The organism is Sporosarcina sp. P25 (assembly GCF_002743235.1).
Lineage (GTDB): Bacteria > Bacillota > Bacilli > Bacillales_A > Planococcaceae > Sporosarcina > Sporosarcina ureae_B.
Map to the genome: position 1 here is coordinate 1 of NZ_PDYV01000032.1, position 15493 is coordinate 15493.

19 protein-coding genes, 5 tRNA genes and 1 rRNA gene are annotated in these 15493 nt (G+C 41.7%); 1 reads left to right on the plus strand and 24 read right to left on the minus strand.

Annotation, left to right across the window (positions count from 1 at the left end; all coding sequences use genetic code 11):
* The 21 genes from CSV70_RS15855 to acpS form a co-directional block, all read right to left on the minus strand.
* Nucleotides 1-85 (minus strand): 16S ribosomal RNA (locus tag CSV70_RS15855); the annotation flags it as partial.
* A 141-nt stretch (nt 86-226) separates the two neighbouring features.
* Nucleotides 227-300: transfer RNA gene (locus CSV70_RS15860), tRNA-Gly, on the minus strand.
* Nucleotides 301-337: 37 nt separating this feature from the next.
* A tRNA-Leu gene (locus CSV70_RS15865) sits at nt 338-424 on the minus strand.
* Nucleotides 425-503: 79 nt separating this feature from the next.
* A tRNA-Lys gene (locus CSV70_RS15870) sits at nt 504-579 on the minus strand.
* Between the two features lie 73 nt (nt 580-652).
* Nucleotides 653-727: transfer RNA gene (locus CSV70_RS15875), tRNA-Gln, on the minus strand.
* A 52-nt stretch (nt 728-779) separates the two neighbouring features.
* A tRNA-Glu gene (locus tag CSV70_RS15880) sits at nt 780-851 on the minus strand.
* A 256-nt stretch (nt 852-1107) separates the two neighbouring features.
* On the minus strand, nt 1108-1560 hold the full coding sequence (locus tag CSV70_RS15885; protein WP_085131896.1) for a SprT family protein: 453 nt from the start codon (nt 1558-1560) through the stop codon (nt 1108-1110).
* 14 nt (nt 1561-1574) lie between these two features.
* A complete protein-coding gene (locus tag CSV70_RS15890) occupies nt 1575-3716 on the minus strand; it encodes a Tex family protein (RefSeq protein ID WP_085133584.1) in 2142 nt (713 codons plus the stop codon).
* A gap of 112 nt (nt 3717-3828) precedes the next feature.
* The gene (locus CSV70_RS15895; RefSeq protein WP_085131897.1) at nt 3829-4425 is read right to left on the minus strand and encodes a PP2C family serine/threonine-protein phosphatase; all 597 of its coding nucleotides are present in this window, start codon (nt 4423-4425) and stop codon (nt 3829-3831) included.
* The gene (sigB, locus tag CSV70_RS15900; RefSeq protein ID WP_085131898.1) at nt 4425-5210 is read right to left on the minus strand and encodes an RNA polymerase sigma factor SigB; all 786 of its coding nucleotides are present in this window, start codon (nt 5208-5210) and stop codon (nt 4425-4427) included. Before sigB ends, CSV70_RS15895 begins: the two co-directional genes overlap by 1 nt.
* The gene (rsbW, locus tag CSV70_RS15905) at nt 5185-5658 is read right to left on the minus strand and encodes an anti-sigma B factor RsbW (RefSeq protein ID WP_085131899.1); all 474 of its coding nucleotides are present in this window, start codon (nt 5656-5658) and stop codon (nt 5185-5187) included. Before rsbW ends, sigB begins: the two co-directional genes overlap by 26 nt.
* Complete coding sequence (locus CSV70_RS15910; protein WP_085131900.1) at nt 5645-5986, minus strand: STAS domain-containing protein; 342 nt, start codon at nt 5984-5986, stop codon at nt 5645-5647. The genes rsbW and CSV70_RS15910 overlap by 14 nt, the downstream gene beginning before the upstream one ends.
* A 102-nt stretch (nt 5987-6088) precedes the next feature.
* Nucleotides 6089-7093 (minus strand): PP2C family protein-serine/threonine phosphatase, encoded by a 1005-nt coding sequence (locus CSV70_RS15915; protein WP_198166090.1) that lies wholly within the window; start codon nt 7091-7093, stop codon nt 6089-6091.
* A gap of 13 nt (nt 7094-7106) precedes the next feature.
* Nucleotides 7107-7508 carry an anti-sigma regulatory factor gene (locus tag CSV70_RS15920; protein WP_085131901.1) on the minus strand — a complete coding sequence of 134 codons (402 nt, stop codon included), beginning with the start codon at nt 7506-7508 and terminating at the stop codon, nt 7107-7109.
* A gap of 2 nt (nt 7509-7510) precedes the next feature.
* Nucleotides 7511-7873 carry an STAS domain-containing protein gene (locus CSV70_RS15925; protein WP_083034138.1) on the minus strand — a complete coding sequence of 121 codons (363 nt, stop codon included), beginning with the start codon at nt 7871-7873 and terminating at the stop codon, nt 7511-7513.
* A 1-nt stretch (nt 7874) separates the two neighbouring features.
* Nucleotides 7875-8702, minus strand: coding sequence for an RsbT co-antagonist protein RsbRA (locus CSV70_RS15930; RefSeq protein ID WP_085131902.1), 828 nt, complete (start codon nt 8700-8702; stop codon nt 7875-7877).
* A gap of 186 nt (nt 8703-8888) precedes the next feature.
* Nucleotides 8889-9239 carry a type II toxin-antitoxin system PemK/MazF family toxin gene (locus tag CSV70_RS15935; RefSeq protein ID WP_029054722.1) on the minus strand — a complete coding sequence of 117 codons (351 nt, stop codon included), beginning with the start codon at nt 9237-9239 and terminating at the stop codon, nt 8889-8891.
* Between the two features lie 4 nt (nt 9240-9243).
* A complete protein-coding gene (locus tag CSV70_RS16850) occupies nt 9244-9549 on the minus strand; it encodes a transcriptional regulator (RefSeq protein WP_099628036.1) in 306 nt (101 codons plus the stop codon).
* 155 nt (nt 9550-9704) lie between these two features.
* Nucleotides 9705-10817 (minus strand): alanine racemase, encoded by a 1113-nt coding sequence (alr, locus tag CSV70_RS15945; protein ID WP_099629567.1) that lies wholly within the window; start codon nt 10815-10817, stop codon nt 9705-9707.
* 87 nt (nt 10818-10904) lie between these two features.
* The gene (locus CSV70_RS15950; protein ID WP_085131905.1) at nt 10905-11939 is read right to left on the minus strand and encodes a LolA family protein; all 1035 of its coding nucleotides are present in this window, start codon (nt 11937-11939) and stop codon (nt 10905-10907) included.
* Between the two features lie 95 nt (nt 11940-12034).
* The gene (gene acpS, locus CSV70_RS15955) at nt 12035-12391 is read right to left on the minus strand and encodes a holo-ACP synthase (protein ID WP_085131906.1); all 357 of its coding nucleotides are present in this window, start codon (nt 12389-12391) and stop codon (nt 12035-12037) included.
* 68 nt (nt 12392-12459) lie between these two features.
* Here acpS and CSV70_RS15960 point away from each other — a divergent pair, with 68 nt between their 5' ends.
* Complete coding sequence (locus CSV70_RS15960) at nt 12460-13065, plus strand: rhomboid family intramembrane serine protease (protein ID WP_085131907.1); 606 nt, start codon at nt 12460-12462, stop codon at nt 13063-13065.
* Nucleotides 13066-13243: 178 nt separating this feature from the next.
* Here the strand turns inward: CSV70_RS15960 and CSV70_RS15965 are convergent, their stop codons facing one another.
* The 3 genes from CSV70_RS15965 to CSV70_RS16975 form a co-directional block, all read right to left on the minus strand.
* The gene (locus tag CSV70_RS15965) at nt 13244-14779 is read right to left on the minus strand and encodes a PH domain-containing protein (protein ID WP_158232433.1); all 1536 of its coding nucleotides are present in this window, start codon (nt 14777-14779) and stop codon (nt 13244-13246) included.
* The gene (locus CSV70_RS15970) at nt 14772-15251 is read right to left on the minus strand and encodes a PH domain-containing protein (protein ID WP_099629569.1); all 480 of its coding nucleotides are present in this window, start codon (nt 15249-15251) and stop codon (nt 14772-14774) included. Before CSV70_RS15970 ends, CSV70_RS15965 begins: the two co-directional genes overlap by 8 nt.
* Before the next feature lie 149 nt (nt 15252-15400).
* On the minus strand, nt 15401-15493 hold a 93-nt coding region (locus CSV70_RS16975), incomplete at its 5' end, for an IS3 family transposase (RefSeq protein ID WP_369802589.1).

Consider the following 15493-nt stretch of genomic DNA (forward strand, 5'->3'; position numbering starts at 1 on the left):
GCAAGCTTCCTTCAGTTCGCTCGACTTGCATGTATTAGGCATGCCGCCAGCGTTCGTCCTGAGCCAGGATCAAACTCTCCATAAGAGAAATTCGATTAGCTCGAGTTTCATTTGCTGGCATCAATTAAGATACTTATTTTGTTTGTGTCATCGTTAGATGCACAAACTGTATTTCGTTAACGTTTTGCTGTTCAGTTTTCAAGGTTCATTTTCTTTTTAAAAATAATGGAGCGGGTAGGGAGAATCGAACTCCCATCATCAGCTTGGAAGGCTGAGGTTTTACCACTAAACTATACCCGCATATAAGTTGTAATTAAATTGCATCAGTGAGAATGTTTGGTGCGGTAAAGAGGATTTGAACCTCCACGGGGTTAACCCCCACTAGGCCCTCAACCTAGCGCGTCTGCCATTCCGCCACTACCGCTTTGTTTCAGCGACAATTACTACTATACACCTTCAGTTTAAGTAAGTCAAGAACTTTCTCAAAAACTTTTTAAAATGAATGGTGAGCCGTACAGGATTCGAACCTGTGACCCTCTGATTAAAAGTCAGATGCTCTACCAACTGAGCTAACGGCTCGTATTAAAATGAAAGAAACAAATCGTCCCAAAATACCTTCGTTCTCTCTATTGCGTGTAACACGCAGTAAGAATGGCTGGGGTAGCTGGATTCGAACCAACGAGTGACGGAGTCAAAGTCCGTTGCCTTACCGCTTGGCTATACCCCATCAATGATAACTTGCTATCAGATCTCCAGGGATTTGTTCATTTTATTAAAAGTGACCCCTACGGGATTCGAACCCGTGATACCGCCGTGAAAGGGCGGTGTCTTAACCGCTTGACCAAGGGGCCTTAATTTGATTGTCGCTTCAGCAAGTGAATGTTTTGTTGCGCTTGTCTTAGTCGACTTTTACTATTATAGACAGGGTCTTGCTGTTCGTCAACCTTTTTAGACAATCTTTTTTAAAAAACTTTTCAACATGCTTAGAAACGTTGATATGACAACCTTTCCGCTGGATATTTTTCTATGCTACAAAGCGCCCTTCACCTATATCCGTCTCATAGAATAAAAGACATTCACTCATAATGAGTGAATGTCTTTTATTCTTTACTTCACTTTTGAAATTTCCCCTGCACATTTTCCACAGCGATATTTCGTGCAATCCATTCTTCTCCGCCTAGGATAATCCAATCCACAAGCAGTACAACGATATAGATGGATTATCGCACTTTTCACTTTACGTTCCGTTAGCGGCTTACAATGACGGGGGGAATTAGTTTCTTTTAGTAGCTGTTTAAAATCTGCATCTCCATGTTTATATCCCTTTCCTTCTATATGAAGGTGATAATGGCAAAGTTCATGTTTTATGATCCCAATTAATTCTTCCTCATCATGAAGCTTAATAACTAACGGATTAATCTCTATAAAATGATTGCTTAACTTATAGCGACCACCCGTCGTCCGCAGTCGGCTATTAAAAACCGCTTGATGGACAAACTGCTTATGAAAGATATCCAATGAGATCTGTTCAACCAGCTGTTGTAATTGTTCTTCTGACATGCTGATTCTCTCCTTTATTTCTTAAGAGGAAGCATAGATAATGCGATACGTCCTTTTTGACGATCGACGGAATCAATCCATACTGTAACAATATCACCGGATGCAACTACGTCTAATGGATGTTTGACATAGCCATTCTTCATTTTAGATATGTGTACTAATCCGTCTTCTGAAACGCCAATGTCTACAAATGCACCGAAATCCACTACGTTGCGCACTGTTCCTTGCATTTCCATTCCTTCATGTACATCTTTGATATCAAGTACATCCGCTTTTAATAAAGGTTGGGGATAATCGTCACGCGGGTCGCGATTTGGACGCTGCAATGTTTGTATAATATCTTGCAACGTTATTTCTCCTACGTCTAACTGCGCAGCAAGTGTTGGGATATCCACGTGTTCGAGAGCAGTTGTCGCTTCTTCTGTACCAAGCTGGGATTTATCGAGTTGCAACTCTTTTAACACTGCCTCTGCTACTTTATAACTCTCTGGGTGAATGCCTGTCGAGTCAAAGCGCTCTTTTGATTCTGGTATGCGTAAGAAGCCGATTGCCTGTTCGTAAGTTTTCGCGCCGAGTCTCGGTACCTTTTTCAACTCTGTACGTTTTGTGAACTTACCTGCTTCTTCTCTTGCTTTGACAATGTTCTCTGCCACGGCTTTTGAGAGACCTGAAACATACTGTAATAGCGAAGATGAAGCGGTATTAACATTAACCCCCACTCGGTTCACCGCTGTTTCTACAACAAATGAAAGTGATTCCGTCAGATTCTTTTTCGCTACGTCATGCTGGTATTGTCCCACACCAATAGATTCCGGATCAATTTTCACGAGTTCAGACAATGGGTCTTGCAGTCTCCGTGCAATGGATACCGCACTTCTTTGCTCTACCTGCAGGTCCGGGAACTCTTCTCGTGCCTTTGCAGATGCTGAATATACACTCGCTCCAGCTTCATTGACAATTACGTAGGAAACCGGCTTGTCCACTTCTTTAATTAAATCGACAATAAATTTTTCCGTCTCCCGTGATGCAGTCCCGTTACCAATCGCCATAATGGATATCGGATATTTCTTCAATAGATCGAGTATTACTTTTTTCGATGCTTCTTTTTGTGGCTTCGGTGGATGAGGATAAATGACCGAGATGTCATGGAGCTTTCCTGTTTCGTCCACTACTGCAAGTTTACATCCTGTTCTGAATGCCGGATCTACACCAAGAACCGTTCTACCTTTTAACGGTGGTTGTAATAGAAGGCTACGAAGATTTTCCGAAAATACGTGAATTGCTTGCGTTTCCGCTTTTTCAGTTAATGTCGTTCGTACTTCTCTTTCTATTGAAGGGGCAATTAAACGTTTAAAAGAATCCTCTAACGCTTCTCTTATATACGTTGCAGATGATGAAGGATGTCTCTTTAAGTACGTACGCTCAAGATCTCCAATGATGCGCTCTGCCGGGAAATCCACTCCAACACGCAAAACATCTTCTTTTTCTCCTCGATTAATAGCTAAAACGCGGTGAGGTACGATTTTACTGAGTGGTTCTTCATATTCATAGTAGTTTTCAAAAACTTTTCGTTCATCTTCTGCGCCTTTTTTAAGGGTAGCTGTCAGTTTTCCGGATGCCCATGTGATTTTACGAATTTTCTCACGCATTGTTGCGTCTTCCGATACTCTTTCCGCAATGATGAACTTGGCGCCTTCTAACGCATCTTCTATAGTATGGATTTCTTTTTCAATATTGATATAGGCTTGTGCTGCATTTTCAATATTTGCGGATAACTGTTGCATCAATTGATCAGCAAGTGGTTCTAAGCCGTTTTCAATCGCAATCATCGCTTTCGTACGTCGTTTTTGTTTATAAGGGCGGTACAAGTCTTCGACACGCTGCAATACTGTCGCGCGCTCAATGTCTGCCTTTAACTTATCATCCAGCTTCCCTTGTTCATCGATTAAACGCAACACTTCTTCTTTTCGCTGTTCAAGCGATTTTATATAATGATAGGCATCTTCAATCTCTTTGATCTGTACTTCATCGAGTGAACCTGTTGCTTCTTTTCGGTAACGCGCAATAAAAGGTACAGTGTTGCCTTCTTCCAACAGAGCGATGACACTTGCCGTTTGGCGTTTACTGATTCCTGCGCGGCTTGCTGTTGCTTCCATAAGATCTTTTGACAATTTAACCACCCTTTCTTCTTTCCATATAATAGCATGTTTCCAATGCAGTTTCCTTCTACGGCTATTTATTTTCAAGCACAAAAAAGCCTGCTTCAACTTAATGAAGCAGACTAGCCGTGATGAATGTTGCATCATCATTATCTTCAATCGTACCTTCAACCTTTTTATACAATTGATACGGAGTAGAGTTTTCTTGTAAGTATTTCTTAGGACTTCGCAAGTTTACGCCGTCAGAGTGGAGGAAGAACCGGTCGTTCTTATTATAAGGATATCTTTGCGTACGAGGCGATTGTGGTCGTCCGGATAGATAACCCATTACCGGTAAGGGATAAATCATCTGACCATTCGATTGCAGAATATAGATCCGAATATTACCGACACAACTATATTCTAGGGTTTGCTGTTCAAAGTACACTTTCACAATCCCTACTGCAGCACCGCGTTTATGCACCATCTGTTTATTGCAACGCAGTAACAAATCGTCAGGTGATTCATGATGATATATCTTTAAGACTTGTGGAATGATTTCAGCGGATTCTTTCGCTTCCGTTCCACTGCCCAAGCCGTCTGCAATAGCACAAATGAAATAATCTTCTTCTGAATGAATGTAGTATGCATCCCCAGAATCTTTATTACCTTTTTTTGACTGTTGGTATATATATGCCTCTACATAGTCATTCTCAAAAGTTTCCACTAATTTGCACCACCACTCGTTAGGATTACCTCTTGTAATTTCTTGATTGCTTTCCGTTGCAGTCTTGAAACATGCATTTGGGAAATATCCAGTAATTCTCCAGCTTCTTTCTGGCTCATCTGATCGATATATGTATACTGGATAATCTGACGTTCGCGTTCACTTAAAACGTTCAGTGCATTCAAAACAAGCATACGCTGATCTGTTTTCTCAAAACCGTCATCCGTCTCACCAATAATATCTAGCAACGTAATGGTTCCGCCTTCTGAATCCGCATCTAGTGTATGGTCAATCGATAACGCTTGGTAACTTCTGCCCATTTCCATCGCTTCAAGCACTAACTCCTCGTCGGTACCAAGATATTCTGCTATTTCATAGACCATTGGCGAACGTTGAAATTCAGTTGTTAACGTTTCAACAGCCGCTTTTATTTTAGGTCCTAATTCCTTGATTCGTCGCGGTACGTGAACAGCCCATGTTTTATCTCGAAGGAAACGCTTGATTTCCCCGATGATGGTCGGTACAGCAAACGCTTCAAAGTTTCGTCCTTGCTCAGGATCATATCTTCGAATCGCGCCTAGTAGTCCGAGCATTCCTGCTTGGACTATATCTTCATGATGAGATTGTCCACGCGAATATTTGCGCGCGATAGAATGCACCAGTCTCTCATAATGGAGGACTAATTGTGTTTGCGCGTGGTCATCATTATTCTCTTGATATTCGTGTATCCATTTAAGGACTTGCTCTTTTGTCTCACTGTCACGAGAAGACTGTTGATTTGACATGATCCTCTCCCCGCTCTCTGCCCAAATATTTGGTCATGAAAACAATGACACCCTCCCCTTGGTCTACTTTGACTTCATCCATTAAAGTTTCCATCAAGTAAAGTCCTAAGCCACCTTCTCTAAGAGGTGATTCTTCATTCCAATCTTGATAGGGTCCGACTTTTTTCTTTGTTTCTTCAAAGTCAAAGCTTTGACCATGATCCGTCACGACAATTTCCAGGCGATCTTCATAGAGGGCACATCCTAAAATCACTTCACCTGTTTTTTCATCATTGTACGCGTGCTGCACAGCATTCGTCACTGCTTCACTTGCAGCGATCTTCAAATCTTCAATTTCGTCATATGTGAATCCAATGCGGCTTGCAAGACCCGATATAGCTAAACGGGCTACACCTACGTACTGGGCTTTTGCAGGAACTTTTATTTCGATGTAATCAAACGCTTGCATTATTTTCGCCACCTTTAGATTGTTCTATCTCCATAATCTCACTGAGGCCCGTAATTTCAAACAATCGATAAAGGCGTTGGTTTAGTCCTTGAATGACTAATTTTCCATTATGCGCTTTTACTTCTTTATAGTATCCGACAAATACGCCCAGGCCTGTACTGTCCATATAATTCACTTCAGATAAATCTAATTCTATTTCGATTCCTTCCACTAACTCTAAAGTAGCCAAATACTCTTTTAATTTTGGCGCTGTATATATATCGATTTCGCCGATAACTTTAAAATTATGCACGAGATCTTTATCAACTTGCTCAACTTGTAAATTCATTTCGCCACCCCGATCGTTTTCTCTATTTTCTCTGAATGCACAGCGTAATCTTGCTTGCTACACACTCATTGTTTTATACCCATTCTCTAATTTCTTAAACATTTATTTTGTTTTTTTCAAAATTACAAGTGTGAAATCATCATGCAATTCATAGTTTTGCATTTTAGACAGCTCGCTAAATAAATAGTCAACCATCGTTTGCGCACTTTCCGAACGCACTTCGCGCAATAAACTTTCTATAACATCCATCTCAATGAAACCTTTATCGGTTCTGGTTTCCGTTACACCATCCGTCATAATCGCGACGAAATCATTATTATCAAGACGCACAGTTCGTTCTTCATACACTGCGTCTTCTTGCACGCCTAGCAATAGACCTTTACTTTCTAGCAAACTGTACGAATCTTCTGCCGCACGATAAAATAGAGCCGGTTCATGTCCAGCTGAAGAATAGCGGAATATTGAGTTATTTGTATCATACTTTCCGTAAAACATGGAAATGAACATGGAATCAGCAATGCTTTGTTCTACCATTTTATTGATAAAGCTTAACACTTCAAAAGGATTTCTTTTCTCATACCTCAGACTATCCATACCGAACTTTACCATGGACATATGCATCGCTGCCGACATGCCTTTTCCGATAATATCAGCAACCGCCAAGCAAACCTCTTGTTCTGTTTCCTTGAGGAAGTATACATAATCCCCATTCATTTGCTTCGACGGTTTGGAAATCCAACCTATATCCAGGCCTTCCAACATAGGAGTTGTTGTTTGTAACAAAGTATTTTGTACTCTGACAGCAATATCCATCTCCGTTTGAATGGCCTCTTGTTTGCGGATCAAGCTCTGATGCTCTTTTAACGCTAGTCCATAATGAATCATCATTTCGATTAAAAAGTCGAAAGAGACGCTGACATCGGCCGGCAGATCTTTAATCAGTTCTTCAACAGAATTTTTATGAATACTGATAACATCTTCCGGCGCGATACTCTTTTCTATGAAGCTGCGGCTGAATTGCTGTCCCAAATAGAGATCTTCTTCTCCTTTGGAGTGCAGATAATTCTCCAGCATTTGCTTATACTGCTTACCCGCCTCTTGTGGCAATACCCTTCAACTCCTAGTGCAACCATTTTGTTGCTGTAATAGTGGTACCTACGCCCACTTCTGTTTCTATCCGAAAATCATCCATCAGTCGTTTGACTCCTGGCATTCCTGCACCCAGTCCTCCTGAAGTCGTATATCCATCTGTCATAACTTTTTGCAAATCAGAAATTCCTGGCCCTTCATCGGAAGCGGTAATAAGTAAACCCACCCGCGCACCTACTGAAATAGGCACAATTTCGATTCGGCCTTTTCCTGCGTAAAGGTATATATTTCTCGCTAATTCACTAATGGCAGTCGTAATTCTAGCTTGGTCGACTGTTCCAAAACCCGTACTTTTCGCCTCATTGCGGCCTAATTGTCTAGCTGCAACAATATCCCACTCCGTCTTGATCTCTATAGAAGACCTGTGTTCCATGGTCAGGCCTCCAATTCTCTAGTCAATTTCTCTAACCCATTCTCTAGATCTAATGCAGTTGTCACGTTTTCTAAACGGATACCTAATTCAATTAACGTAATGGCTACAGATGGTTGAATACCCGTGATGACAACTTTCGCACCCATCAGACTTGTCATATGAATAACATCCCCAAGCACTTTTGCGATGAATGAATCAATGAAGTCGATTGGTGTCAAATCAATCACGACGCCCCGTGCAGATGTTTTATGCAGTTGATTCAATAAATCTTCTTGGAATTGTAATGCTGTCTGATCGTCAAGCTCCACTTGAATAGATACAATCAATGTATCCTTTAGCTTTAGAATCGGGATTCGCATCTTCATACTACTTTTCCTCCTCCACAATTGTCCGACCTGTCATTTCAAGCGCTTTTTGCATACCTCTGCGCAACGTGCTTGTCGTTGAGAAATCGGTAAGATTAATACCAAGCGTCACAATAGTCTGTGCAATTTCTGGGCGAATTCCGACTAGCATACATTTCGCCCCTACTAATCGAACCGCGTCTGCCGCTTGAATGATATGGTGCGCAACCATTGTATCGACTACCGGTACACCTGTAATATCAAGTAACACGACTTCAGCGCGCTGCTTGACAACACCTTCCAATAGATTCTCCATGATCAATTTTGCACGTTCTGTATCGATTGTCCCAACTAACGGCATGACAGATATCTTGTCGAATACCGGGATCAAAGATGCGGATAGTTCTTGCAAAGCAATCTTCTGCAAGATGTCCGTACGTTCCCACTTCGTAGAATATTCTTCGATGATGCTCTCTCTTAGCGGATTGATCCAGTTTGAAAGGATATTAATTCCTTCGCGCAAGTTGGACTCTCGTAAAATCCCCGTCTCAAAAAATAGGTTATATACGACGCCAGAAAACGTATCAATTGCCCGATTGATAAACTTAATTGACCATCCAAAATGAATGATTTTCTCTGTAAACTCATCCAGTCTTCCCTTGTCCACTGTTTCGCGATACGATAGATTAGACGTCATCAATTCTGCAAACTCTCTACTAGTTGTTGCCACTACAGCTTCAGGCATTAAATCTAGAAAACGCTCATCAGCATTCTCTTTCATTTGTTCTACCCAGCGCGTAGTGATTATATCTATATTCTCGGCTATACCTTTTTTCATGACTTCGTTCATCGTTATTTGTTCCTCCCTACATCTTCAGTTACCTCTATTGTATCGAATTCCATTGCAAACTACATGTTTTTAATCACTTTTTTTGAAATTACTTAAAAAAAAACACTATAACCGATTGGCTATAGTGTTTTCAGAAGCCATAAGTTACTGGCGCCATCTGCAATAAAAGTTAGTAGAATATGTATGCTAAAATTTAATAAGCCCGAAGCTTACTTGTAAAGCTTCGTCGACTTGCTTCATTAACGCATCGTCTAAGTGTGTTATTTTGTCTGTAAGCCTAGACTTGTCGATTGTGCGGACTTGCTCGAGCAGGATGACTGAATCCCGCTCGAATCCATGCCGGGCCGCTGTAATTTCGACATGTGTCGGCAATTTTGCTTTTTGAATTTGTGCAGTAATGGCTGCCACAATCACTGTAGGACTGAATCGGTTACCGATGTCGTTTTGGATGATCAGTACCGGTCTAGTCCCACCCTGTTCAGAACCGACTACAGGTGACAAATCTGCAAAAAAGACGTCTCCGCGTTTAATTGCCAACTTTTCATCCTCCGCTGACGCAACGTTCCACGGTATGCTGAGCTTCAAATTCCGCATATAAACATTCTGCCGCTATGTTGAGGTTGATTTGCGACATTTCCACATAACCTCTAATCATGGCTTCACGTAATAAGGAAGCTTCGCCATGTTTGATATGTTTCACATCTGTCGTATAAACGAAATCTTCTTGCACTTGCTCCCATTGAAAGATTGCGTCTTCATTTTGCTGTTGCAATCTGGTTGAGGCTATACTAAGTATTCTTTTATCGTTTTTATCCGTACGCAAATCGAGCACCTCCGACAAACCCATCCCTCTATTTCTATATCATTTCTATCTTACCATTTATATTGGAATATGAAAAGACAAGGTTTGAAGTGTTTTGACAAGAAATACTAGTTTCGTCAGTAGAATGTCGAATTAGATGATCGTTGCGTCATATATTCCGCCAGATAGTTTCGACGTTTTCACGTATAGACTCTAGGTATCCGTGTAGAAAATGTTACAGCTATTTCATAGGGTATCGTGTTTAGGCGTTCAGACCATTCTTCTATACCTATTTCTTCGTTGCCCTGTTTGCCGATCAATAGTACCTTTTCACCTTCAGAATATTCACGAGGTAATCGAATCATGCATTGGTCCATGCAAATGGTGCCAACAATCGGTACCCTCTTGCCATCGATTAGTACTTCCTGACCTTTAAGTGAACGCTTCAGCCCATCCGCATAACCCACAGGTAATGTTCCGATCCATTCTCCCTCAACCGCTTTATACGTACCGCCATAGCTAATTTCTTCGCCAGCCGTCATTTGTTTCACGTAGGTTAATTCGGTTTCTATCGCCAATGCCCGTTCAAGCGTAAACGGTAGCTGCTTTGCAACGGTATGAGACGGCGGAATACCGTATAAACTTATGCCAAACCTAACAGCGTCTAGTGCATATTCAGGATACAACAAAGCCCCTGCGCTATTCGATGCATGAATGAGACGCGGTTTTTCAGGCAAACATTTTACTAGACGCATAAATCGTTCATACTGTCGCCGCGTTGGTTCTCTATTTTCTTCATCTGCACGTGCAAAATGTGTGAATACACCATCAATAAATAAATCGGACTGCTGAATGCGCTTCACCAATTGCGTGAGCTCTTCTTCAGTCCTCACTCCGATTCTACCCATCCCACTGTCGATTTTTACATGAATTCTGCATTTATTATCAAAGGGTTGTTGTGCAATCACTTGTTTTACCCAATTCTCACTCGTAACCGTTAGAATAATGCGATGTTGTGCAGCTACAGCGGCAAATGACACCGGTGAAAATCCCAGTACAAGAATATCGACCGTCGGCTGCGTTTTCCTGAGCGTCATCGCTTCATCCGGAGTCGCAACAGCAAACATTTCTGCTCCCGCTCGCAATGCAGCGGAAGCAGCCTGCGCTACTCCATGACCGTATCCATCTGATTTGACGACCGCGATCAACTTGGTTTCTTTAGGTAAATAAGACATAAGGTGTTGTGCATTGTGCCGAATAGCTGCTGTATTAATAATCGCTCGTGTTGGCCGATACTGTGTTTCGTTGAACATTTCCTTCCACCTCGTTATAGGATAGACTGTTGCATGAAATAATTATCTATCCAAAGGCACAGTCTAGTCAATTGATTCAGTCGTTAATTACTTGGATTCTGTCGCTGTCATCGAATTTGCTACAGTGATTAATTCTTCTTTGCTTAACATGTCAGATGCAACAAAGAACGCCATGCCATTCGCTTCCCAGTGAATAGATTTTTCCGTCAATGCCGCTACCGCGAAACCTAGATCAACTGGATCACCTTCTATGGAAACTGGCATTTGATTCAAGGGCTTTTCAGCTGGTTCCTGAATGACAACATATTCCTTATCTCCACTGAATGTCATGATAACACGCTGACCATTCTCAATTTCCACACTCTTCTCTTCAGACAATGTTGTACCTTGTAAATTAGCAACCGGATAGTAAGTTTGTTGATCTACCTTAGCTTGATCTTCCCCATCACCTTCTGTTGCTTCTCCATCAGAATCCGATTGATCACCATCTGCTTTTGGTTTATCCATTTCTACCTTATACTCAGCCACTTTATGCTCTACACCCAAGGCAATTTTATCGAACTTAATGGAAATCTTTTCTTCTCCTGCTTCATCATGAATCGTCACCTTGTTTGGTAACAAAGTCTTTTTATCGATATGAATTTTCTGAGTTGGTAAAAGTGATTTATGATTATTGCGTGTTGCCGTTTCAAAGATATACTCTTTTTCTTTTTCTTCCATTACCGCTGCCTTGTCTACCTTAATATCTTCAGCAAGCGTTCCAATCAGATACCCTTGACTGTTTTGCGCCGGCCAGTCACTTTGGAATTTATATGTTTTGCCAAGTGACGGCGTAATAACAAACACACCTTCTTCATTACGGACGATCATTTGCGATTCTTCATTCCCCGATTGCGTTACATTTACTTTGTAAAACTCTGGCTTAGTATGCCATACTTCCACATTGTACATCCGTGGCTCCGAACCTGTTTTGATTTCCATCGAGGCATTTAGCTCATACCCCTTCGTTTCATTCCACTTATTACTAAGTTTCTTCATGACATCTTCTTTAGAGGGTTTACCGCATCCTCCTAGTACTAACATAACGGCAACGACTGTTAACAAAATAATTTTTTTCCGCATTCTTTTCATCCTTTCTCCAATCAATTCGGGTAGCTTATCTTATGAGAGGGATGAATCGATTATGCGAGCTTGTTTTAAATTCTGTTCAGACGCTTTCAGGATTCCATTAAGACCACTTGTGCAGCAGCTACATTTCGAGTATGTGTAATGCTAATAAACCCTTGAACCAGTTGACTATGGAAGTACAATACAGGGCGACCACTTGCTTCCGAAATGACTTCAATGTCCAAAAAACTGCAATCCGTTCCGATTCCAGTACCTCGCGCTTTCGAGAATGCTTCTTTGGCAGCAAAGCGCCCCGCCAAGTATTCATTTTTACGGTGGCCATGTAGCGTTTCATATACTCGTAGTTCTCTTTCGGACAATATCCGTTCTCTGAATTTCGCGCCACGGCCATCCAAACGGGCTATGCGATCCAATTCCACGATGTCTAATCCAATTCCTTGTATCAAAATGAACAACTCCTTTCCCTTCAAGTTAAATAATATGTATAATCAGTACAGAAGATTGAGGTGAAACCATGTTTATAAGAACGGAAAATTTTTCACAATATGTTCGCGCATATCCTGTCGTGACATTTTTGCTCGCCTTAAATATCGGGATTTTTATCTATACATTAATTCCCGGCATTGGTGATCGGCTCTTTTTATTCGGCTTGGGAGATAACTTGCTCATTGCGAATGGAGAGTATTGGCGCTTAATAACCCCGATGTTTTTGCATGGCGGTTTCATGCATTTACTATTTAACATGTTCTCGCTTTTCGTTTTCGGACCAGAGCTTGAGAAAATCGCAGGGAAAGCACGGTTTATCACCGTATATTTGTTAGCCGGCTTGTTCGGCGATATCGCAACATACTTCGTGCAGCCTGTTGCCTATACGCATGTCGGTGCAAGTGGTGCGATCTTTGGTGTGTTCGGTGCGTTTGGCGCGCTTGTGTATTACACGAAGCATGCATTTCCACAGTTGAGACAAGTTATTTTACCGATTATCATCATTAGTGTTGTGATGACGTTTGTCGGGACGAATATCAACGTGACAGCGCACATTGCAGGGCTGCTCACAGGCTTCCTGATCGGGTTGAGCTTTTTCAATCCGAAGAACATTGTTAGTTGGCGAAAAAAGTAGTGTCATGCAAAGCCGGACTAGGATTATCCTTGTCTGGCTTTTTAAATGGAGAATTGCATAAAGAGTCAATTAGTGGGTACGAAGAGATTGGAGTAATAGCGAAGCGTTAAGAGCACAAATTTCCTATCCTATCTCCTGTCAGCCTATCCACTTTCACTAATCCAAAAGCCAGACAAGTTTAGTTGTCCGGCTCTGTTTGTGATTCTGTGCTTTCTGGGTGGTACTCATACCAAGACAGGAACTTTTCTGCGTCTTCCTGAGACATGTGACGAATGGCTGGGGCGTCGAGTGTCATACCTGACTTGACATTGGCTGTGATCGTTGCAACCTTTTTCCTGCGATGGAAGTAGTTCTGATCCAACTCCATCGACTGGATCCGATTCTTCTCCGTAAACACCGTCTGCCGGCTGACTATGCGAAAACGCATAGTCAATTGTTTCGGCAAGATCGTGTAGGCCGCCGTCTTGTATTGCCAAATACCGTGCAATCCTACCAACGGCAACAATAACAACATCAGCAAGCCGTAAGGAAAGAAGTTGTACGAGACAACCGCTATCGCTATAAGTGTCACAAGTAACTTAAAACGATAGTAGAAACGTTTCCCTCTTCCACCAATTTTCTCTATCGGTTCACTGAAGTCTATAGTGGGAAATAACTCTTGCAATGGTTCGACAATGCGATTTCGTTTCGCTAGCGGAAAAAGTTTGATGCGCGAACCTTCTCCCACTCCCCCCGCACTGTTGATGATGACCGCTCCGTAGCCGAATAACTGACGGATAGGATTTTCGATGATCGTAATATTTTGTACACGTTTCAACGGCACAGTAACCCGTTTCTTCTCAAGTAACCCCCGCGTGATGACTAAATCATCTTTCTCACGCATGACTTTGAAATCATAATTCGCAAGGAATGTCATCGCGACGGATAGCAACCAAACAATCAGGAAACCAAGTGCTACAAGGGCTGCAATGACGAAAATACCGATACGGATGAAAGATTTCAATTCTCCGAACAACCAGTCGTACGGAATGAGTTCCTCGATTTGCGATAGGAAGACGATCGCACCAGATAAAATAACTCCGATCCCACCGGAAGTTGTCGCAAGCATAAGCAAATCCTTTGTCGTCATAGAAAAAACTACTGGTGCTGGTTGTTGTGCTATCTGCACTTCTTCCTCCGGCTCTCGAATCAACTGCCACTCTATTTGATCAAATAATGCTGGTTTTGGACCTATAACTTTCATTTTTTTTGATTGCTTAATTTCTTTTTCAATCTGTTGCGCTGCTTCCTTCGTGATTGCAGTTAATTCAGCTTCCGCATCTTTACCGGATGACGAACCTGCTGTTTCAATTTTGACCTTAACCAGCTGAAATGGTCGATGAAAAATACCTTCTGTATAATCTAGACTTTGAATACGATCGAATGGAATGTAACGCTTTTTCCGTACAAACAAACCCGATACGATGCGCAACTCCTGATCTTCAAACCAGTAATCAAAACGGCGCCATTTCACAATACCGGAAACTAACGTGAATATGAGAAGCACGCCAAATAAAATCAAAGACCAATACTGGATATACCATGGCGCTGTACTTTCTCCTTTGAAACCATTCACGAAAACTAAAATTACGAACGGACCTATCAAATCTTTCAGTGCTTTGGCAGTCTCGACTACAGCTGAAATCCAATGTAGTTTATAATGTGGTTCAGACATCGTCTTTCGCCACCCTTGCAAACGTGGAAATACGGTTGCGCAGTTCATCTGCCTCTTCCGTCACTAGCGCAGGAATGGAATGAGTAGTCGCTGCAGTGGAAATTGTGATAGAAGCCAGACCATACTTACGTAAAATCGGCCCTTCCGCTGTGTCCACGTGCTGAACGCGCACCATCGGAATGAGCGTACGATTGACAATGAATAATCCGTGTTGAAGTTCAATTTCTGCTTCACGTACTTCATAGCGCCAGCGTTGCCAACTAATTTTCGGGAATAAATAAATTGATAAAAACGCATAGAATAGTACAATTACTGTAACGACGATCATAATCCAAATCGGCCATTCAAAAAAATACGACAAAAAACCTAAACCGACTGCGATGGCTAATATAATCACACTTTGAATCGTTCCATATAATCTCCAAACGGTTAATCCTTTTCTGGAGATTTGATTGGAAGGTTGCTGTCTCACGGGTCCACCTCTTTTCAAATTTCTACTCACTATATACGTAACAATCGTGAAAACGTTTCATTCTAATCGATCATATCATATTCACGACAAAAAAATCCGGGCTGCTATAATAAAATGTACCCTTTGTAAAGGACAATTATAAAAAAAGCCTAAGCTGCTTGTTGAAGCTGTCGTCTGTATTCTGCAGGCGGCAGCTTTTTCAAGTTCCACTGCCCGCGATAATGGTTATAGTACGTCATATA